Below are 19,236 nucleotides of genomic sequence, written 5' to 3'. Positions count from 1 at the left end.
TGGAGCTGCGCAAGGTCGTGATGCGCTTCGGCGGCGTCGTGGCGATCAACGACCTCGACCTGACCGTCCGCGAGGGCGAGATCTTCGCGCTGATCGGGCCGAACGGCGCGGGTAAGACCACGGTGTTCAACGTGACGACCGGGGTGTACCGGCCGACCGGGGGCCAGGTGGTCTTCGACGGGCGGCGCATCGACGGCCGCAAGCGGTACGCCGTGACCAAGCTCGGTGTCGCGCGGACGTTCCAGAACGTGCGGCTGTTCCACAACATGACGGCGCTGGAGAACGTGATGGTGGGCGCGGACGCGCACCACCGGACGGGTCTGGCCGGCGCCGCGCTGGGCCTGCCGTGGCACCGCCGCGAGGAGCGCGACGGCCGCGCGAAGGCCGCCGAGCTGCTGGAGTTCGTCGGGGTGGGGCACCGCCGCGGCGAGGCGGCGAAGAACCTGCCGTACGGCGACCAGCGGCGGCTGGAGATCGCGCGGGCGCTCGCCACCGACCCGAGGCTGCTGCTGCTGGACGAGCCCGCCGCGGGCATGAACCCGGCGGAGAAGGTCGACCTGCAGGGGCTGATCCGCAAGATCCGCGACTCGGGCGTGACCGTGCTGCTGATCGAGCACGACATGTCCCTGGTGATGGGGATCAGCGACCGGATCGCGGTGGTGGACTTCGGGCAGAAGATCGCCGAGGGCCTGCCGGCCGAGATCCAGAACGACCAGCGGGTCATCGAGGCGTACCTGGGGGCTCCGGCCGATGCTTCTTGAGATCAACGACATCCACGTCCACTACGGCAAGATCGCCGCGCTGAAGGGCATCTCCGCCGAGGTCGACGAGGGCGAGATCGTCACGCTGATCGGCGCCAACGGCGCCGGCAAGACGACCACGCTGAAGACGGTCTCGGGGCTGCGCCCGCTGAGCTCGGGGTCGATCCGGTTCGCCGGGCAGGACATCAGCAGGATGCCGGGGCACAAGCGGGTGCTGGCGGGCATCGGGCAGTCGCCGGAGGGCCGGGGCGTGTTCCCCGGCATGACGGTGGAGGAGAACCTGCTGATGGGCGCGTACGCCCGGCGCGGGGACGTCTCCAAGGAGCTGGCCGAGGTCTACGAGCTGTTCCCGCGGCTCGCCGAGCGCAAGACGCAGGCGGGCGGGACGATGTCCGGCGGCGAGCAGCAGATGCTCGCGATCGGCCGCGCGCTGATGGCGAACCCGAAGGTGCTGCTGCTGGACGAGCCGTCCATGGGCCTCGCGCCGAAGCTGGTGCAGCAGATCTTCTCGATCATCGTGGAGATCAACCGGCGCGGCACCACGGTGCTGCTGGTCGAGCAGAACGCCAGCCAGGCGCTGCAGATCGCGCACCGCGCGTACGTGCTGGAGACCGGCCGGATCGTGAAGTCGGCGCCGGCCGCGGAGCTGCTGGACGACCCGCAGGTGCGGGCGGCCTACCTCGGCGGCGGTGCGGACGCCCCGGTCGAGGCGTCCGACGAGGCCCCCTCGGTCGCGGCGCCCGACACCACGGTCGCGGACACCGCCGCTCCGGACACCGCCGCTCCCGTCACGGTCGAGGAGGACACCCCCGACTCCGACGCGTGACGCGGGTGGACGGGACGGACGGCCCGCCGCCGTCCCGCTGAGCCGGCACGGCCGCCGTCGCCCCTTCCCGGGGTGGCGGCGGCCGTTTCGCGTCCTGGGAGGGCCAGGTCAGGGGAGGGGGATGTCGGCGGGCGGCGGGTCGGTGACCATCCCGACGGAGGGAGAGCCGAACAGCCGGACGGACTTGATCTTCGCCCCCTTCGGGACGTCGAACCACAGGTCGAACTCGGCGCGCATGTTCGCTCCGACCGAGAGCCGCTCGGGCTGCCGCTTGACCATGGTGCCGTTGACGTCCGCGCCGAGCTGGCGCCCGTCGGCGAGGACGAGCCGCTGCGCCCAGGTGTCGAAGACCTGGATGTCGCGCCCGGTGTTCACGCACAGCAGCCGGAGCCGGGCGAACCGCCCGTGCGGGTCCATCTCGGCGTGCGTGCCCAGGATCGAGGTGATGCCGTCGGTGTAGGCCACGACGGTGAACTGCATGTCGCTGCTGCGGCCGGTGCGGCCCTTCTCCGCCCTCTCGCCCTCGCGGAGCTTCTCGGCGGGCAGCGTGTACCCGCGGTCCTTGTGCTCCGAGCAGCCCTGCAGGGAGCCCAGCAGGACGGCGGCGGACACGGCGGTCGTGAGCGGTCTCACCCGGCGCATGCCCTGAAGTTAGGCGGACCGCGGGCGGACGTGAAGATCCGGAAGGTTTCGCAACCGAATCGCAACCGGTGAAACCCGGACACAGGTGTCGCGACGCCCGCCCGCGCTCCCGCGCCCGTCCGCGCCCAGTGCCCGCGTCCGTCCGTGCCCGCGTCCGTCCGCGCCCGCGTCCAACGCCCGTCCGCGCACGTCCGGGGGCGGGAAAGTCGTTGGCCCGAGGCCACCTTTGGGGCCGCAACGCGTCCTTCCGGACGCGTGCGTTGTCTACTCGGTGGCCTCGGGCCTTCCGATCCACGTTACCGACACGGCCATGCCCGCCGCAAAGGAAGCGGCCGACAGGTTCGATCTTTCTTCGATCGGACGCCGGGGCCGACGCCGGGGGTGATCCAGAGGGCGCCGAGCGTGACGCGGAGGTGCCGGGGGTGACGCGGGGGAGCGGGGGTGGCGCGCGGGGTCAGGAGCCGGGGGCGTCGCGGAGCATGCAGGTCAGGCGGGCGGTGCAGACCCGGCGGTCCCGGTCGTCGCTGATCACGATGTCGTAGGTGGCGAGGGTGTTGCCGCCGTGCACGCGCGTCGCCACGCCCGTGACGTAGCCGGACGTCGCGGACCGGTGGTGGGTGGCGTTGATCTCGATGCCGACCGCGATCCGGCCCTCGCCGGCGTGCAGCGCCGACCCGACCGAGCCGAGCGACTCGGCCAGGACGCAGGACGCGCCGCCGTGCAGCAGCCCGTACGGCTGGGTGTTGCCCGCGACCGGCATCCGGCCCACCACGCGCTCCGGGGTGGCCTCCAGGTACTCGATCCCCATGGACGTGGCCAGATCGCCGGTAACGTCCAGGCCCGCGAAGTCCATGCCGAGCTTCTCGGCGAGGATCCGCTGCTCCTCCGTCACAGAGCCTCCCTCAAACTGTCGTACGCGCAGACTAGAGTCCTGGTGTGGCGACCCAAGCACCGACCCCTGACAAGCACGACCGGCTCCTGCTGCTCGACGGGCACTCCCTGGCCTACCGGGCGTTCTTCGCGTTGCCGGTGGAGAACTTCAACACCACCGACGGGCAGCCCACCAACGCGGTGTACGGCTTCACCTCGATGCTCATCAACGTGCTGCGCGACGAGCAGCCGACGCGCATCGCCGTGGCGTTCGACCGGTCGGAGCCGACGTTCCGGCACGAGCAGTACGTGGAGTACAAGGCCGGCCGGGCCAAGACACCCGACGAGTTCCGCTCCCAGGTCTCGCTGATCTTCGAGGTGCTGGACGCGCTGCGCATCCCGCGCATGTCGGTCGCCGGCTTCGAGGCCGACGACATCATCGCCACGCTGGCCACGCAGGCGTCCGCGCAGGGCATGGAGACCCTCGTCGTGACCGGCGACCGGGACGCCTTCCAGCTGGTCGACGAGCACGTCACCGTGCTGTACCCGATCCGCGGCGTGTCCGAGCTCGCCCGCATGGACCCGGCCGCCGTCGAGGCCAAGTACGGCGTCCCGCCGGAGCGGTACCGCGAGCTGGCGGCGCTGGTCGGCGAGTCCAGCGACAACCTTCCCGGCGTCCCCGGCGTCGGCCCGAAGACCGCCGCCAAGTGGCTGGTCAAGTACGGCGACCTCGACACCCTGGTCGCCAGGGTGGACGAGATCAAGGGCAAGGCCGGCGACAACCTGCGCGAGCACCTCGCCGGCGTGCTGCGCAACCAGCAGATCAACAAGCTCGACCGCGACGTGGCCCTCGACCGGGGCCCGGCCGACCTCGCCATGGGCCAGTGGGACCGCGAGGAGATCCACACCCTGTTCGACTCGCTCCAGTTCCGGGTGCTGCGCGAGCGGCTGTACGCGTCGCTGAGCGCCGCCGAGCCCGAGGCCGACGAGGGCTTCGAGGTCGAGCTGGACGCCCTGGAGCCCGGCGCGCTCGGGCACTGGCTTGAGGTCAACGCTCCCGTGGGGGAGCGGCTCGGCCTCGCTGTCACCGGTACGTGGGGGCGCGGCACCGGCGAGATCACCGCGCTGGCGATCGCGTCCACCAAGGGCCCGGCCGTGCACCTCGACCCGGCCGAGCTGATCGCCGACGACGAGCGCGCGCTCGCCGCGTGGCTCGCCGACCCGTCCCGGCCGAAGGCCGTGCACGACACCAAGGGCCCGATGCTGGCGCTCGCCGCGCGCGGCCTGGCCCTCGACGGCGTCACCACCGACACCGCCCTGGCCGCCTACCTGGCGCTGCCCGGGCAGCGCACCTTCGACCTCGCCGACCTCGTCCTGCGGTACCTGCACCGCGAGCTGACCAACGAGTCGCAGGACTCCGGCCAGCTCACCCTGGACGGCTCCGGCGAGGAGGAGGCCGCGCAGGAGCTGGCCGTCCGCGCGCGTGCGGTCGCCGAGCTGGCCGACGTGCTCGACGCCGACCTCGACAAGCGCGGCGCGACCCGGCTGCTGCGCGACGTCGAGCTGCCGCTGACCCGCGTCCTGGCCGACATGGAGCGCGCGGGCATCGCCGTCGACGCCGACCACCTGGCGTCGCTGTCGGCCTCGCTCGGCGGCCAGGTGAAGGAGATGGAGCAGCTCGCGCACGACGCGGTCGGGCACGAGTTCAACCTCGGCTCGCCCAAGCAGGTGCAGCAGGTGCTGTTCGAGGAGCTCGGCCTCCCGAAGACCAAGCGCACCAAGACCGGCTACACCACCGACTCCGAGGCGCTGACGACGCTGCTGGCGAAGGACGGGCACCCCGTCCTGGAGCACATCCTGCGCTGGCGCGAGGTCGCCAAGCTCAAGTCGATCGTCGACTCGCTGATCCCGATGGCCGACGACGCGGGCCGCATCCACACCACCTTCAACCAGATGGTCGCGGCCACCGGGCGGCTCTCGTCCACCGACCCGAACCTGCAGAACATCCCGATCCGTACCGCCGAGGGCCGGCAGATCCGCGAGGCGTTCGTCGTCGGCGACGGCTACGAGTCGCTGCTCACCGCCGACTACAGCCAGATCGAGCTGCGCATCATGGCCGACCTGTCCGGCGACGAGGCGCTGCTGGAGGCGTTCAACTCCGGCGCCGACTTCCACACCATCACCGCGTCCCGCGTGTTCGGGCTGCCGCCCGAGCAGATTGACTCCGAGCTGCGCGCGCGGATCAAGGCGATGAACTACGGCCTCGCCTACGGTCTGTCCGCCTACGGGCTGTCCGGCCAGCTGCGCATCCCGGTGGACGAGGCGCGCCACCTCATGGACGAGTACTTCGAGCAGTTCGGCGGCGTCCGCGACTACCTCACCGACATCGTCAAGCAGGCCCGCGACACCGGCTACACCGAGACCATCCTCGGCCGCCGCCGCTACCTGCCCGACCTCAACTCCGACAACCGGCAGCGCCGCGAGATGGCCGAGCGGATGGCGCTGAACGCGCCCATCCAGGGCTCGGCCGCCGACATCATCAAGGTCGCCTCGCTCAACGTCGACCGGGCGCTGCGCGAGGCGGGGATGCGCTCGCGCATGCTCCTCCAGGTCCACGACGAGCTGGTGATCGAGGTCGCGCCGGGCGAGCTCGACGCGCTCAAGACGCTCGTCGCCGAGCAGATGGCGGGTGCCTACGACCTCCGCGCGCCCCTGTCGGTCTCCATGGGCACCGGCCGCACCTGGCAGGACGCCGCCCACTGACCTTCCGAGGCCGCCGCGGCCCCGCCGTCCTCCGGGATGGCGGGGCCGTTTCTTTTGCGTTCCTTTGATGTTGCGTGCCCGGGGCTTGGGAGCGGCGCGGGCTTAAGGTAGATCACTCGGATAGGTCATGCTTGTCCGTGCCCGCGTAGGTTTCGACCCGACGGGAGGCCCGTGCCGCTCCTCCACAAGATCGCAGCTCTCGTGGTCGTCTGCTCCCTGGTGCTGGGGCTGGCGTTCCAGGACCACCGGCCGAGACACGCGCATCGCGCCGAGACGACCGGCGCGCACGGGAAGGCCCCCGCCGAGCGGCTGTCGGGACGTCCGTCCGCGACGCCCAGTACGGCGCCGAGCACGACGGCCCCGGCCGGGACACCGTCCGCCACGCCGTCCGGCGGCGCGACCGCGGCTGCGGCGCCCGCGGCCGTCCAGGCGAAGGCGAACGAGCTGGGCCAGATCCCGGTGTTCATGTACCACCGGATCATGAAGCACCCGGAGGCGTCGCTCGACCGCTCGACCAAGGAGCTGTACACCGAGCTGACCCGGCTGGCGACCACGGGCTACTACCCGATCACCGCCGCCGAGTTCGCGTCCGGACGGCTCGACGTGCCGCTCGGCAAGCACCCCGTCGTGCTGACCTTCGACGACAGCACCCCCGGCCAGTTCTCGCTGGACGCGCAGGGCAACCCCGCCCCCGACACCGCGGTCGCGATCATCCAGCAGGTCGCGCGCGAGCACCCCGGGTTCCGGCCGGTCGCGACGTTCTACTGCAACGACGACCTCTTCGCGCTGGGGCCGCGCGCCGCCGACGGCCTGCGCTGGCTGACACAGAACGGCTTCGAGGTCGCCAACCACACCGTCACCCACCCCGACCTGCGGACGCTCGGCAAGGCCGGCGTCCAGAAGGAGATCGGCGGCATGGAGGACAAGCTGCTCTCCCTGACCGGCCGGCACACGACCACGTTCGCCTACCCGTTCGGCTCGATCCCCCACAACCGGACCTGGGCGCAGCGCCTGGACGGCCGGTACTCCTTCCAAGCCGTGTTCCTCGCCGGCTGGAAGCCGTCGGAGTCGCCGTTCGACACGGTGTTCGACCGGTGGGCCGTCACCCGCATCCGCTCCGAGGGCAAGATCAAGGAGAACGACTGCCGGACGTTCTGCTCCACCGCCTGGCTGGACTGGCTCGACGCGCACCCGCAGGAGCGCTACACCTCCGACGGCGATCCGGGAACCGTCACCTTCCCCAAGACGTTCGAGAAGCGACTGGCCAAGCAGTTCCGCCCCTACGCACGCGAGTACTGACACCGGACGGACGCCCGCGAGACCCCGGGACGGCCGGGCCCGAGGCCACGGGACGGCCGGGCCCGAGGCCACGGGACGGCCGGGCCCGAGGCCACGGGACGGCCGGGCCCGAGGCCACGGGACGGCCGAGCCCGAGGCCACGGGACGGCCGGGCCCGGGACCGCGGGACGGACGGACGCGGGGTCACGGCGCAGACGAGAGCGGGGGCCGGGCACGGACGGGCGGTACGGCCCGGCGCGGACGGGCGCGGAGGCCGGGCGTGTCGTCCGAAAACCCGCGCCGCGGCCGGGACCGGACGGGATTTCCGGCCGGTGAGCAGGTGAAGGCCGCGCCCGCGATTGACCGGAGGGGCCTGGTCCCATATCCTGATCGCTGCGCTGTGGGCTTGCGCGGCTTCGGACGGAGCAGGCTCGCGCTCGGTCAGGTCGTCGACATCGGTTCGGTCAACGGCGCGGGTTCCCTCCGGGGAGCCCGGCGTCTCCTCCGGTCCTCGGCAGGGCGGAAACCGGCCCTCCGCGCAGCTTGAAGACACCTCTCAATGTCCGTATCCGGAGTCAGCCGACACATGACGAGCAGCACCGAGGCCACCTCGACCACCCCGCAGGTAGCGGTCAACGACATCGGGTCCGAGGAAGCCTTCCTCGCCGCGATCGATGAGACCATCAAGTACTTCAACGACGGCGACATCGTCGAAGGCACCGTTGTCAAGGTCGATCGAGACGAGGTCCTCCTCGACATCGGCTACAAGACCGAGGGTGTCATCCCGTCCCGTGAGCTCTCCATCAAGCACGACGTCGACCCCAACGAGGTCGTCGCCGTCGGAGACCACGTCGAGGCCCTCGTCCTCCAGAAGGAGGACAAGGAGGGTCGCCTGATCCTGTCCAAGAAGCGCGCCCAGTACGAGCGCGCCTGGGGCACGATCGAGAAGATCAAGGACGAGGACGGCATCGTCACCGGTACGGTCATCGAGGTCGTCAAGGGCGGCCTCATCCTCGACATCGGCCTGCGCGGCTTCCTGCCCGCGTCGCTGGTCGAGATGCGCCGCGTCCGCGACCTGCAGCCGTACGTCGGCCGCGAGCTCGAGGCCAAGATCATCGAGCTGGACAAGAACCGCAACAACGTGGTCCTGTCCCGCCGCGCCTGGCTGGAGCAGACCCAGTCCGAGGTCCGCCAGACCTTCCTCAACACGCTCCAGAAGGGCCAGGTCCGCAAGGGCGTGGTCTCCTCGATCGTCAACTTCGGCGCCTTCGTCGACCTCGGCGGCGTGGACGGCCTGGTGCACGTGTCCGAGCTCTCCTGGAAGCACATCGACCACCCCTCCGAGGTCGTCGAGGTCGGCCAGGAGGTCACGGTCGAGGTCCTGGACGTCGACATGGAGCGCGAGCGCGTCTCCCTGTCGCTCAAGGCGACCCAGGAAGACCCGTGGCAGCAGTTCGCCCGCACCCACCAGATCGGCCAGGTCGTGCCGGGCCGCGTCACCAAGCTGGTGCCGTTCGGCGCGTTCGTCCGGGTCGAGGAGGGCATCGAGGGCCTGGTCCACATCTCCGAGCTGGCCGAGCGCCACGTGGAGATCCCGGAGCAGGTCGTCCAGGTCGGCGACGAGATCTTCGTGAAGATCATCGACATCGACCTCGACCGGCGCCGCATCAGCCTCTCGCTGAAGCAGGCGAACGAGGGCGCCGCGGCCATGGAGGAAGAGGACTTCGACCCCACCCTCTATGGCATGCCCGCCGAGTACGACGAGCAGGGCAACTACAAGTACCCCGAGGGCTTCGACGCCGAGACCGGCGAGTGGCTGGAGGGCTACGACACCCAGCGCGAGACCTGGGAGCGCCAGTACGCCGAGGCCCGCGCCCGGTTCGACGCGCACCGCAAGCAGATCGAGGAGGCCCGCAAGGCCGAGGCCGAGGCGGAGGGCGCCCCGGCGCCGGCCGGCGAGACCTCCTACAGCGGCGGCGCCGAGACCGAGACCACCGGCGGTGCCCTGGCGACCGACGAGGCCCTCGCGGCCCTGCGCGAGAAGCTGTCCGGCGGCCAGTGACCCGCTGACCGCCCGGGGCCCCAGCGGCCCCCGGTGACCGCCTGAACCGCGGCCGGAACGTCCCCCACGGGACGCTCCGGCCGCGGCTTTTTCGTTGGTCGTTGGTCGGTGGCGGGTTGGGGTGGGGTGTCGGTTATGGTGCTTTGCTGCGGCGGTGCGGGTGTCGCGTCGCGAAGGGGCGGGGGTGTCTGGGACACTGGTCGTCTCCGGGAGGGGACGGCGGAGCCGCCCGCCCGGCCGCGCGGACCGCGCGCCCTCCCGCCCGCTGAACCCGAAAACGCCCGTCACGTCCGGCTCGTCCCCCGGGAGCATCTGTTCCATTGGCCAGCACAGACGCCTCGACCACTGCAGGCACCACCGAAGGACGCCGCGCCGGAGGCGCCGCGCGGGGGCCGTCCATGGTCCCGCAGGGCCCGGCCCGGCTCGCGCTGATCGGCGTCACCACCGCCGTCCTCGCGCAGACCCTCCGGTTCGCGCTGCCGCAGCTCAACCACTTCGCCGACGACGCGGGCGCGGGCGTGGCCGCGCCGGTCGTGCTGGCGGTCTTCCTCGCCGGGTTCCTCGCGCCGCTGGTGCGGCGGGTCGCCGGGCCGAGCGGGCTGCTCGCGGCCGGGGTGGGCGCGCTGCTGCTCGTCCGGCTGCTCGCGCAGGCGATCACCCCGCAGACGTGGCTCGCGCTGGTCGGCGTCGCGGTCGGGACGCTCGCCGTGACCGCCCTGTACGAGGGCGCGCGCGGGCTGTCCGGCGTCGGGTTCGCCACCGCCGCCGTCGCGGGCCTGTCGGTCGACACCGCCGTCCGGGTCGCGTTCGCGACGTGGGACCCGGTGTGGCGGTCCGGGATCGGTCCGTGGCTGGTGTGCCTGGTGTTCGTCGCGCTCGGCGCGCTCGCGCTGTACCGCGAGCTGGCGTCCGGTGCGGTCGAGGCACCGGGCGTGTCCTGGCGGGACGCGCTGGGCGCGGCGGCGTTCGGGCCGTTCATGGCGCTGCAGGTGCTGGTGCTGTCCAGCCCCGCGTTCGTCGCGTCGTCCGGCTGGCGGTCGCTGACCACCGCGCACGTGATCGTCGTCGTCGGGCAGGGCCTGGCGCTGGCGTTCCTGGCGTCCGGGCTGGCCGTGCGCGCGGTGCCGGGCGGTGTCGCGGTGCTCGGCGGGACGGTCCTGGGCGTCGGCGCGGGCGCGATCGCCGGGACCTACGCGGTCGCCGGCATCGAGGTCGTGCCCGTCGTGATCGTCGGGCAGGTGCTCGCCGCGTGGCTGCTGGCCGTCGCGTCCCGGGCCCCGCTGCGCCGCGCCGGACGCGGCGGCGCGGTCTGGCGGATCGACGTCGGCGCCGCGCTCGGCGGCCTGCTGGTCGGCGTCATCCTGATCTCCTACCAGGTCAGCGCGCTGGAGCCGCTGCCGTTCCCGAACAACGCGCTGCCCGGCCTGGCCGGGATCCTGCTCGGCGCGCTCGCCGCGATCACCGCCGCGCGCGGCGGCCCGCTGCCCGCGCGCGCCCCGCAGCGCGCCCTGACCGCCGGCGCCGCGGCGCTGGTCCTGCTGCTCGGCACCCTGGTGTTCAGCCTGGCCGCGCCGTCCCGCGATGCGAAGGCCGCGCCCGCCGGGGGGCAGGTGCGGGTGGTCAGCTACAACATCCACGACGCGGTCGACCGGCACGGACGGCTCGACCCCGAGGCCGTCGCGCGGACGCTGGAGGCCCGCCGCGCCGACGTGATCCTGCTCCAGGAGGCGGGCCGCGGCTCGCTGCTGTCCGGCACCACCGACGTGGGCGTGTGGCTGTCCCGGCGGCTCGGCATGAAGCTGCTGTGGGGCCCGGCCGCGGACGGCCAGTTCGGCAACGCGATCCTGACCTCGCTGCCGGTGGAGCGGTCCGGCATCGGCCGGATGCCGCGCGGCGACTGGTCGCAGATCCGCGGGTACGTGTGGGCGAAGCTGAAGGTCGGCCCGTCCAGCCTGGACGTGTGGTCCACGCACCTGGAGAACGGCGGCGACCAGGGCTCCGAGCGGCTCCGCGAGGTCTCGGCGCTGCTGCGCGCCTGGGGCGGCGGGCCGCGCACGATCGTCGGCGGCGACTTCAACGCCGGTCCCGGCTCCGAGGAGGTCGAGCGGATGACCGACGGCACCGGCCTGCGCAGCGCCGCGGTCGGCGGGGACGCCTCGCCGACCACCTCCGGCGGCGACCGGCTCGACTGGATCTTCGGCACCGACGACCTCACCTTCTCCGGCTACCAGGTCGCCCCGGCCGGGTCCGGCCACTATCCGGTCGCGGTCACCGTCCGCGTCGGCGGCTGACCAGGACGGACACGGAGCGTCCCGTCCCGGCCGGTCCGCACTCCGGGACGGGGGCGCCGCGCGCCGTTAGGGTGCCCTCATGAGCACTGTGGAGGCCCGGATCGGCCGGGCCGCGCCCGAGGACGCGGGGGAGATCTTCACCGTCCAGCGCGCCGCCTACGTCGCCGAGGCGCAGCTGTACGGCGACCCGTTCATCCCGCCGCTGGTGGAGTCGCTGGAGCAGGTGCACAAGGCGCTGACCGGCGGGGTGGTGGTGCTCAAGGCCGTCCTGGACGGCCGGATCGTCGGGTTCGTCCGCGCCCAGTTCAGCGACCACACCTGCCTGGTCGGACGCCTCGCCGTCGCCCCCGACCAGCAGGACACCGCCGTCGGCCGGCTCCTGCTGGACGCCCTGGAGGCCGAGGTCTCCGGCCGCGCGACCGCCTGCGTCCTGTTCACCGGGCATCTGAGCGAGGCCAGCCTCCGCCTCTACCGCAGCCTGGGCTACAGCGAGACCCACCGCGAACGCGTCGCCGCCCACCTCACCTTCGTCCACATGCGCAAGGCCCTGCAACCGGCCGACCACCCGGCCCCCGACCCCGCCTGACACCCCGCAACAGGACGGCTCCGACAGGCCCGGCGCATTGGGCTGGGCCCGGAGCCGGGCCGGCTGGCCCGGCCGGGCCCGAGGGCGGCCTGATCCGGCTCGGTGGGCTGAGGCAGGGCGGAGGGCGGGCTGATGGGCTCGGCGCGCTGGGCCGGGGGTGGGCTGATGGGCTCGGTGGGCTGAGGCGGGCCCGGGGTGGCCGGAAGGCGCGGTGGGCCGGGGCGGGGCCGGGGGCGGGCCGGTAGGCTCGGCGGGTGCTGAAAGTGGGACTCACCGGCGGGATCGGTGCGGGTAAGAGCGAGGTGTCGCGGCGGCTCGCCGCGCGTGGCGCCGTGGTCATCGACGCGGACCGGATCGCGCGGGAGGTCGTCGAGCCCGGCACGCCCGGGCTGGCCGCCGTCGTCGCCGAGTTCGGCGACGGGGTGCTGCTCCCGGACGGCGCCATGGACCGCGAGAAGGTCGGCCAGATCGTGTTCGCCGACCCGGAGCGGCTCGCGGCGCTGAACGCGATCGTCCACCCGCTGGTGGGGGAGCGGATGCAGGAGCTTATGGACGCCGCGCCCGAGGACGCGATCGTCGTCTACGACGTCCCGCTGCTCACCGAGAACAAGCTCGCGGACATGTACGACGTCGTGATCGTTGTGGACGCGCCGGTGGAGCTGCAGCTCGACCGCCTCACCACCCGGCGCGGCATGACCGAGGAGGCCGCCCGCGCCCGGATCGCGGCGCAGGCGTCCCGCGAGGAGCGCCGCGCCATCGCCCACCACGTGATCGACAACTCCGGCTCCCTCGGCGACCTGGACGCCCAGGTCGCCGAGATCTGGTCCGACCTCACCCGCCGGGCCCCCGCCGCCTGACCCCCGAGCCGCCGGGCTGCGGCGGCGGACCGAAACCCCCTGCGAGGACGCGATGCGGGTCACCTGGACCACCGATCAAGGCAGTCCCGAGCGGCGCAACGAGGATTTCGTGGCGGCCGCTCCCGGCGCGGTGGTCGTGCTGGACGGCTGCGGGCTGCCGCTCGGCACCGAGCTGGGCTGCGTGCACGGTACGGCCTGGTATGCCCGTTCGCTCGGCACGCGGCTTCTCGCCCGGATCTTGGACGGCCTGGGCGACACCCCGCCGGCGGGCCCGCCCGTCGGGCCGCCCGAAGGCAGGCACCGGCCCGGGAACCGGCCGCTGGTGGCGAGGCTGGCCGGGGCGATCTCCGACGTCGCGGCGTCCCACCAGGCGACCTGCGACCTGGCGCATCCGAACTCGCCCGCCGCGACCGTCCTGGCGGCGCGGGTGCGCGGCGACCTGCTCGACTACCTGGTGCTGGCCGACTCCACCCTGCTCCTGGACGGCCCGGACGGCATACAGGAGATCACCGGCGGCGTGGCCTACGCGTCCGCCGATCCGCGCATCGCCGAGTACGCGATCACCGGGACCGTCCCGCTCGCCGACCTCCGGAGCGTCCTGCTCCTCACCGACGGCGCGACCCGGCTGGCCGACATGTTCGGCGAAACCGACTGGACGGGGCTCGCGCGCATCGTCCAGAAGGACGGTCCGGAAGCGCTCGTCGCGCGCACGCGCGAGGTCGAGGCCACCGATCCGCACGCCGTCCGCTGGCCGAGGACGAAGCCGTCCGACGACGCGACGGTCGCGCTCCTGGGGTTCGTGGGTGATTTGTAACGCCCGGGCGGGGAGATCGAACAGACCAGCGGATCTTCCCGGCCGCTGGCTATAGGCTCGGCCCCATGGACCTGCGGGGGTGGTGGACGGAGTCGTGGCCGACGCGGCGGTCCCGCCTCCTGGACGTCTCGCTGGCGGTCGGGGCCGCCGTCGGCGACTTCGCGATCATGTGGGCCGGGACCTCGTCGAAGTTCTGGCTGCCGAACTACGTCGTGGCCTCGCTCTGCTCGGTGATCGGGCTGGCCCTGGTCTTCCGCCGCCGCTACCCCGTCCACCTGGCCCTGTTCGCCCTGATCATCGGCACCGCGGCGGGCGGCGGCCCGATCAGCGGGCTGATCGCGCTGTACTCGCTGGGCGCCTACGCCGCGTCCCGCTGGACGGCCGTCGCGATCGCCGCGACCAGCTACGTGCTGTTCCTGGTCGTCCCGTCGCCGAACGGGGACAGCGGCTCGTTCGCCGCGAGCGCCACGTTCGGGCTGCTGTTCACCTCGTTCCCGGTGATCCTCGGCATGTACATGGGCGCGCGGAAGCAACTGCTCGCGTCCCTCCAGGAGCGCGCGTCCCGGCTGGAGCGCGAGCAGCACCTGCTCGCCGAGCGCGCCCGCTCCGAGGAGCGCACCCGGATCGCCCGCGAGATGCACGACGTGGTCGCCAACCGGGTCAGCGTCATGGTCGTCCACGCCGGGGCTTTGAAGGCCGTCGCCGCCCGCGACCCCGACCGGGCCGTGCAGACCGCGACCGTGATCGGCGACATGGGCCGGCAGGCGCTGGAGGAGCTGCGGCAGGTGATCGGCGTGCTGCGGCAGGGCGAGGACGAGCTGGCCACCGCGCCCACCCTGGACGACGTCCGCAGCCTGGTCGGCCAGTCCGGCGCGGCCGGGCTGCTGGTGGACCTGGTCGTCCTCGGCGAGGAGCGGCCGATGCCGTCGGCGATCTCCCGGACGGTGTACCGGATCGTCCAGGAGGCCCTGACCAACGTGCACAAGCACGCGGGTGGCGCCGCCACGCGGGTGGACGTGCGCCTCCCGCCGGACGCCGTGGAGGTCACCGTCGTCAACCGGCCCGCCCCCGAGGGCGCGGCCGAGCACGGCCTGCCGAGCGGCGGGAACGGCCTGGTCGGGCTGCGCGAGCGGGTCGTCGCGCTCGGCGGCCACTTCGAGGCCGGGCCCAGCCGGGACGGCGGTTTCGCCGTCCGCGCCCGCCTCCCCGTCCCGACTTCGTGAGCCTGGCGCCGATTCTGCCCCTCTGACCTGGGGAAATAAGGCGGCGTCGGAGTTTGTCGTAGGCGGTACGTAGAGTGGGTCGACCGGGACGGAACCACGCCCGGTCCTCGGAAGATCACTTGGGAGAGGCCAGATGCGACCGGTCACCGACCTGCAGCGCAGGGTAGCGCCGTTCGAGGTCGTCAGCGACATGACGCCGTCCGGCGACCAGCCGCAGGCCATCGCCCAGCTGACCGAGCGGGTCTCGCGCGGCGACAAGGACACGGTGCTGCTCGGCGCCACCGGCACCGGCAAGACCGCCACGGTCGCCTGGCTGGTGGAGAAGCTCCAGCGCCCCGTCCTGGTCATGCAGCCGAACAAGACGCTCGCCGCCCAGTTCGCCAACGAGCTGCGCGAGATGATGCCGAACAACGCGGTCGAGTACTTCGTCTCGTACTACGACTACTACCAGCCCGAGGCGTACATCCCGCAGACCGACACCTACATCGAGAAGGACTCGTCGATCAACGACGAGGTCGACCGGCTGCGGCACTCGGCGACCAACTCCCTGCTCACCCGCCGCGACACCGTGGTCGTCGCGTCCGTGTCCTGCATCTACGGCCTCGGCACCCCGCAGGAGTACGTCGACCGCATGGCGCGGCTGAAGGTCGGCCAGCAGATCGAGCGGGACGACCTGCTCCGCCGCCTGGTCGAGATGCAGTACAGCCGCAACGACCTGGCGTTCACCCGCGGCACCTTCCGCGTCCGCGGCGACACGATCGAGATCATCCCGCAGTACGAGGAGCTCGCCGTCCGGATCGAGATGTTCGGCGACGAGATCGAGAAGCTCGCCACGCTGCACCCGCTCACCGGCGAGGTCCTCACCGAGGACGACGAGGTCTACGTCTTCCCCGCCTCGCACTACGTCGCCGGCCCCGAGCGCATGGAGCGCGCGATCGGCGCGATCGAGGCCGAGCTGGAGGGCACCCTCGCCGACATGGAGCGGCAGGGCAAGCTGCTGGAGGCGCAGCGGCTGCGCATGCGCACCACCTACGACATCGAGATGATGCGCCAGGTCGGCACCTGCTCCGGCATCGAGAACTACTCGCGGCACATCGACGGCCGCGAGGCCGGCACCGCCCCCAACACGCTGCTCGACTTCTTCCCCGAGGACTTCCTGCTGGTCATCGACGAGTCGCACCAGACCGTCCCGCAGATCGGCGCGATGTACGAGGGCGACGCGTCCCGCAAGCGGATGCTGGTCGAGCACGGCTTCCGCCTGCCGTCCGCGATGGACAACCGCCCGCTGAAGTGGGAGGAGTTCCTGGAGCGCATCGGCCAGACCGTCTACCTGTCGGCGACTCCCGGCTCGTACGAGCTGGGCCGCGCCAAGGGCGACGTGGTCGAGCAGGTCATCCGCCCGACCGGGCTGGTCGACCCCGAGGTGATCGTCAAGCCGACCAAGGGCCAGATCGACGACCTGGTGCACGAGATCCGGCTGCGCACCGAGAAGGACGAGCGGGTCCTGGTCACCACCCTCACCAAGAAGATGGCCGAGGACCTCACCGACTACCTGCTCGAACTCGGCGTCCAGGTCCGGTACCTGCACAGCGAGGTCGACACGCTGCGCCGCATCGAGCTGCTGCGCGAGCTGCGCGCCGGCGAGTTCGACGTCCTGGTCGGCATCAACCTGCTCCGCGAGGGCCTCGACCTGCCCGAGGTGTCCCTGGTCGCGATCCTGGACGCGGACAAGGAGGGCTTCCTGCGCTCCGAGACGTCCTTGATCCAGACCATCGGCCGCGCCGCCCGCAACGTGTCCGGCCAGGTGCACATGTACGCCGACACGGTCACGCCGTCCATGCAGCGGGCCATCGAGGAGACCAACCGGCGCCGCGCCAAGCAGGAGGCCTACAACGCCGAGCACGGCATCGAGCCGACCGCCCTGCGCAAGAAGATCGCTGACATCCTCGACTCCCTCGCCCGCGAGGACGCCGACACCGAGACCCTGATCGGCGGCGCGGGCCGCCAGCAGTCCCGCGGCAAGGCCCCCGTCCCGGGCCTGGCCTCCCGCCGCGAGGCCGGCCGGCACGCCGCCGACCTGGTCGGCGAGCGCCCCCGCGCCGAGCTGGAGTCCCTCATCGAGCAGATGACCACCCAGATGCACCAGGCCGCCACCGACCTCCAGTTCGAGCTCGCCGCCCGCCTCCGCGACGAGATCAAGGAGCTCAAGCGCGAACTCCGCGAGATGAAGGAGGCCGGCGTCAACTGACCCGCCCCTGGAACGCCGTCCGACCTGGGCGGACGCGGCGTGATCCACCCGGCCGGTAGCTTGTGGGTATGTCGTTCGCGCCGCCGCCTGCCGATATGTCGTTCGTCGCCGCGTACCCGCCGGAGGAGCGCGTGCTCGGGTGCCTGCTGGGCGGCGCGATCGGGACGGCGCTGGGCATGCCCGTCGAGGGCCTGTCGCTCGCGGAGATCCGGCAGCGGTACGGCGCGACCGGCCTGACCGACTACGTGGACGGGCGGGCCCCCGCCGGATCGATCTCCGGCGACGCGCAGCTGATGCTGCTCACCGCGCAGGCGCTGGTGCAGTCGTCCGTGCGGGCGCGGTCCCGGGGCATCGGCGGCGCGACGGGCGGACTGCTCCAGATGGCGTACCTGTCCTGGTTGCAGGGCCAGGGCGAGACCATCCCCGATCAGGGTTGGCTCAGCGGCGGATGGCTGACCTCCGAGCCCGCGATCACCGCCCGCCGCAGCCCCGGACGGACCCTCGTCGCGGCGCTCCGCAAGGCCGCCGAGAGGCGCAAGCCCGGCTGGCCGCTCGGCACGGTGGACGAGCCGATCAACGACTCCAAGGGCTGCGGCGGCGTCACCCGGACCGCGCCCTGCGGCTTCGGCACGCCCACGGCCCGCGCCGCGTTCCTAGTGGGACGGGACGCCGCGGCGCTCACCCACGGCCATCCCAGCGGCCACCTCCCCGGCGGCGTCCTCGCGGCGACCGTCTGGGGCCTCGTGCGCGGGCAGGCCCTCCCGGACGCGCTGGCCGTCGCGCGCGGCGAGCTGGCCGTCCAGCCCGGCCACGAGGAGACCACCCGGGCCCTGGACGCCGCCATGGCGCTGGTCGCCGAGGGCGAGCCGACACCGGAGAAAGTCGAATCCCTAGGCGCGGGCTGGACCGGCGAAGAAGCCCTCGCAATCGGCGTCTACGCGGCCTTCGCCGCAGAACGCTGGACCCAACCGAACGGCCCAGGCGGCCTGGGCCTCCTGGTCGCGGTCAACCACTCCGGCGACAGCGACTCCACGGCGATGATCTGCGGAAACCTCCTCGGCGCCGGCCACGGCCCCGAAGCCTTCCCCCGCCCCTGGCGCGACCGTCTGGAGGCCGCGGACGCCGTCCGCCGCCTCGCCGCCGACTGCGCCCTGGAGTTCGGCCCCGCCCCACCCGCCGACGCCGGCACCGGCGGCGCCCCACCCCTCCCGTGGACATCCCGCTACCCCGAGGGCTGACCCGCGCGCACCAGAGCGCCTGGAGTGGAGGCGCTGACGGAGCGGGCTTACGATCGGTCGGTGAGCACTGATCCGTACGAGATCCGTCCGGCCTCGCCGGCCGACCTGGACCTGCTGCCGCCGATCGAGAACTCCGCGGACCGGATGTTCGGCGCCGTCGGGATCGAGTTCCCGCCGGGCCCGACCGTGGTGGAGCAGATGATCGGCCGGGACGCGGAGATCCTGGTGGCAGGGGACCCGCCGGCCGGCTACGCGGTGCTCTCCCCGCTGGACGGCGCGACCCACCTGGACCAGATCTCGGTGCACGCCGACCTCACCGGCCAGGGCATCGGCACCCGCATCCTCCAGGCCGTCCTGGCCCACGCCGCGGCCGCCGGCTCCCCCGGCGTCAGCCTCCTCACCTTCCGCGACGTCCCCTGGAACGCCCCCTGGTACGCCCGCCACGGCTTCACCGAACTCCCCGACCACCACTGGACCCCCGGCCTCCGCAACCACTGGAACGCCGAAATAACCGCCGGCCTCCACACCCTGGGCCCCCGCCTAATCATGTGGCACCCAACCACCTAACCCCACCCTCCAAACCACCCCACAACAGCCGCCAACAACCCAGCCCGCACCGAGCACGCAACACACACCGACCACACGGCCTGCACCAGAGCGCGGCACGAACGAGAGCGCGGGACGCGCCGAGCACGCGGCACATGCCGAAGGCGCAGCACGCGCTGAGGACGCGACGCGCACCGAGGACGCGGCACATGCGAGAGCGCGGGATACGAG

15 protein-coding genes are annotated in these 19,236 nt (G+C 72.7%); 13 read left to right on the top strand and 2 right to left on the bottom strand.

From position 1 onward, the window contains the following. Positions 1-20: 20 nt before the first annotated feature. A complete protein-coding gene (locus FHU30_RS17420) occupies positions 21-761 on the top strand; it encodes an ABC transporter ATP-binding protein (RefSeq protein WP_301323322.1) in 741 nt (246 codons plus the stop codon). After that, on the top strand, positions 751-1,587 hold the full coding sequence (locus FHU30_RS17415) for an ABC transporter ATP-binding protein (RefSeq protein ID WP_253876992.1): 837 nt from the start codon (positions 751-753) through the stop codon (positions 1,585-1,587). Before FHU30_RS17420 ends, FHU30_RS17415 begins: the two co-directional genes overlap by 11 nt. Positions 1,588-1,695: 108 nt before the next feature. Here FHU30_RS17415 and FHU30_RS17410 read toward each other — a convergent pair whose 3' ends face one another. Continuing rightward, positions 1,696-2,229 carry a DUF4352 domain-containing protein gene (locus tag FHU30_RS17410; RefSeq protein ID WP_253876991.1) on the bottom strand — a complete coding sequence of 178 codons (534 nt, stop codon included), beginning with the start codon at positions 2,227-2,229 and terminating at the stop codon, positions 1,696-1,698. 454 nt (positions 2,230-2,683) lie between these two features. Continuing rightward, on the bottom strand, positions 2,684-3,082 hold the full coding sequence (locus FHU30_RS17405) for a PaaI family thioesterase (protein ID WP_253878022.1): 399 nt from the start codon (positions 3,080-3,082) through the stop codon (positions 2,684-2,686). Between the two features lie 83 nt (positions 3,083-3,165). Between FHU30_RS17405 and polA the strand changes: the two genes are divergently transcribed. From polA to FHU30_RS17350, 11 genes are all read left to right on the top strand, one after another. After that, positions 3,166-5,862: a DNA polymerase I gene (polA, locus tag FHU30_RS17400; protein WP_253876990.1), complete on the top strand. Its 2,697-nt coding sequence runs from the start codon at positions 3,166-3,168 to the stop codon at positions 5,860-5,862. A 171-nt stretch (positions 5,863-6,033) separates the two neighbouring features. Further along, entirely contained in the window at positions 6,034-7,161 is a 1,128-nt protein-coding gene (locus FHU30_RS17395; RefSeq protein WP_253876989.1) for a polysaccharide deacetylase family protein, read from the top strand. Between the two features lie 565 nt (positions 7,162-7,726). Beyond that, a complete protein-coding gene (rpsA, locus tag FHU30_RS17390) occupies positions 7,727-9,202 on the top strand; it encodes a 30S ribosomal protein S1 (protein ID WP_253876988.1) in 1,476 nt (491 codons plus the stop codon). Between the two features lie 320 nt (positions 9,203-9,522). Next, positions 9,523-11,493, top strand: a complete 1,971-nt coding sequence (locus FHU30_RS17385; RefSeq protein WP_253876986.1) for an endonuclease/exonuclease/phosphatase family protein — start codon at positions 9,523-9,525, stop codon at positions 11,491-11,493. A 79-nt stretch (positions 11,494-11,572) separates the two neighbouring features. Continuing rightward, the gene (locus tag FHU30_RS17380) at positions 11,573-12,079 is read left to right on the top strand and encodes a GNAT family N-acetyltransferase (protein WP_253876984.1); all 507 of its coding nucleotides are present in this window, start codon (positions 11,573-11,575) and stop codon (positions 12,077-12,079) included. A gap of 254 nt (positions 12,080-12,333) precedes the next feature. Continuing rightward, a complete protein-coding gene (gene coaE / locus FHU30_RS17375; protein ID WP_253876982.1) occupies positions 12,334-12,936 on the top strand; it encodes a dephospho-CoA kinase in 603 nt (200 codons plus the stop codon). 52 nt (positions 12,937-12,988) lie between these two features. Continuing rightward, positions 12,989-13,750: a protein phosphatase 2C domain-containing protein gene (locus tag FHU30_RS17370; protein WP_253876981.1), complete on the top strand. Its 762-nt coding sequence runs from the start codon at positions 12,989-12,991 to the stop codon at positions 13,748-13,750. A 65-nt stretch (positions 13,751-13,815) separates the two neighbouring features. Next, positions 13,816-14,973 (top strand): sensor histidine kinase, encoded by a 1,158-nt coding sequence (locus FHU30_RS17365; RefSeq protein ID WP_253876980.1) that lies wholly within the window; start codon positions 13,816-13,818, stop codon positions 14,971-14,973. 133 nt (positions 14,974-15,106) lie between these two features. Next, the gene (gene uvrB / locus FHU30_RS17360; RefSeq protein ID WP_253876979.1) at positions 15,107-17,221 is read left to right on the top strand and encodes an excinuclease ABC subunit UvrB; all 2,115 of its coding nucleotides are present in this window, start codon (positions 15,107-15,109) and stop codon (positions 17,219-17,221) included. A 68-nt stretch (positions 17,222-17,289) separates the two neighbouring features. After that, positions 17,290-18,459 (top strand): ADP-ribosylglycohydrolase family protein, encoded by a 1,170-nt coding sequence (locus FHU30_RS17355; protein WP_253876977.1) that lies wholly within the window; start codon positions 17,290-17,292, stop codon positions 18,457-18,459. A gap of 60 nt (positions 18,460-18,519) precedes the next feature. Continuing rightward, on the top strand, positions 18,520-19,026 hold the full coding sequence (locus FHU30_RS17350; protein ID WP_253876975.1) for a GNAT family N-acetyltransferase: 507 nt from the start codon (positions 18,520-18,522) through the stop codon (positions 19,024-19,026). The last annotated feature ends 210 nt before the right edge of the window (positions 19,027-19,236 follow it).

The organism is Actinomadura rupiterrae, assembly GCF_024172125.1.
Lineage (GTDB): Bacteria > Actinomycetota > Actinomycetes > Streptosporangiales > Streptosporangiaceae > Spirillospora > Spirillospora rupiterrae.
The sequence above is the reverse complement of the archived record's forward strand: the minus strand, read 5'-3'. Positions and strand labels throughout refer to the sequence as shown.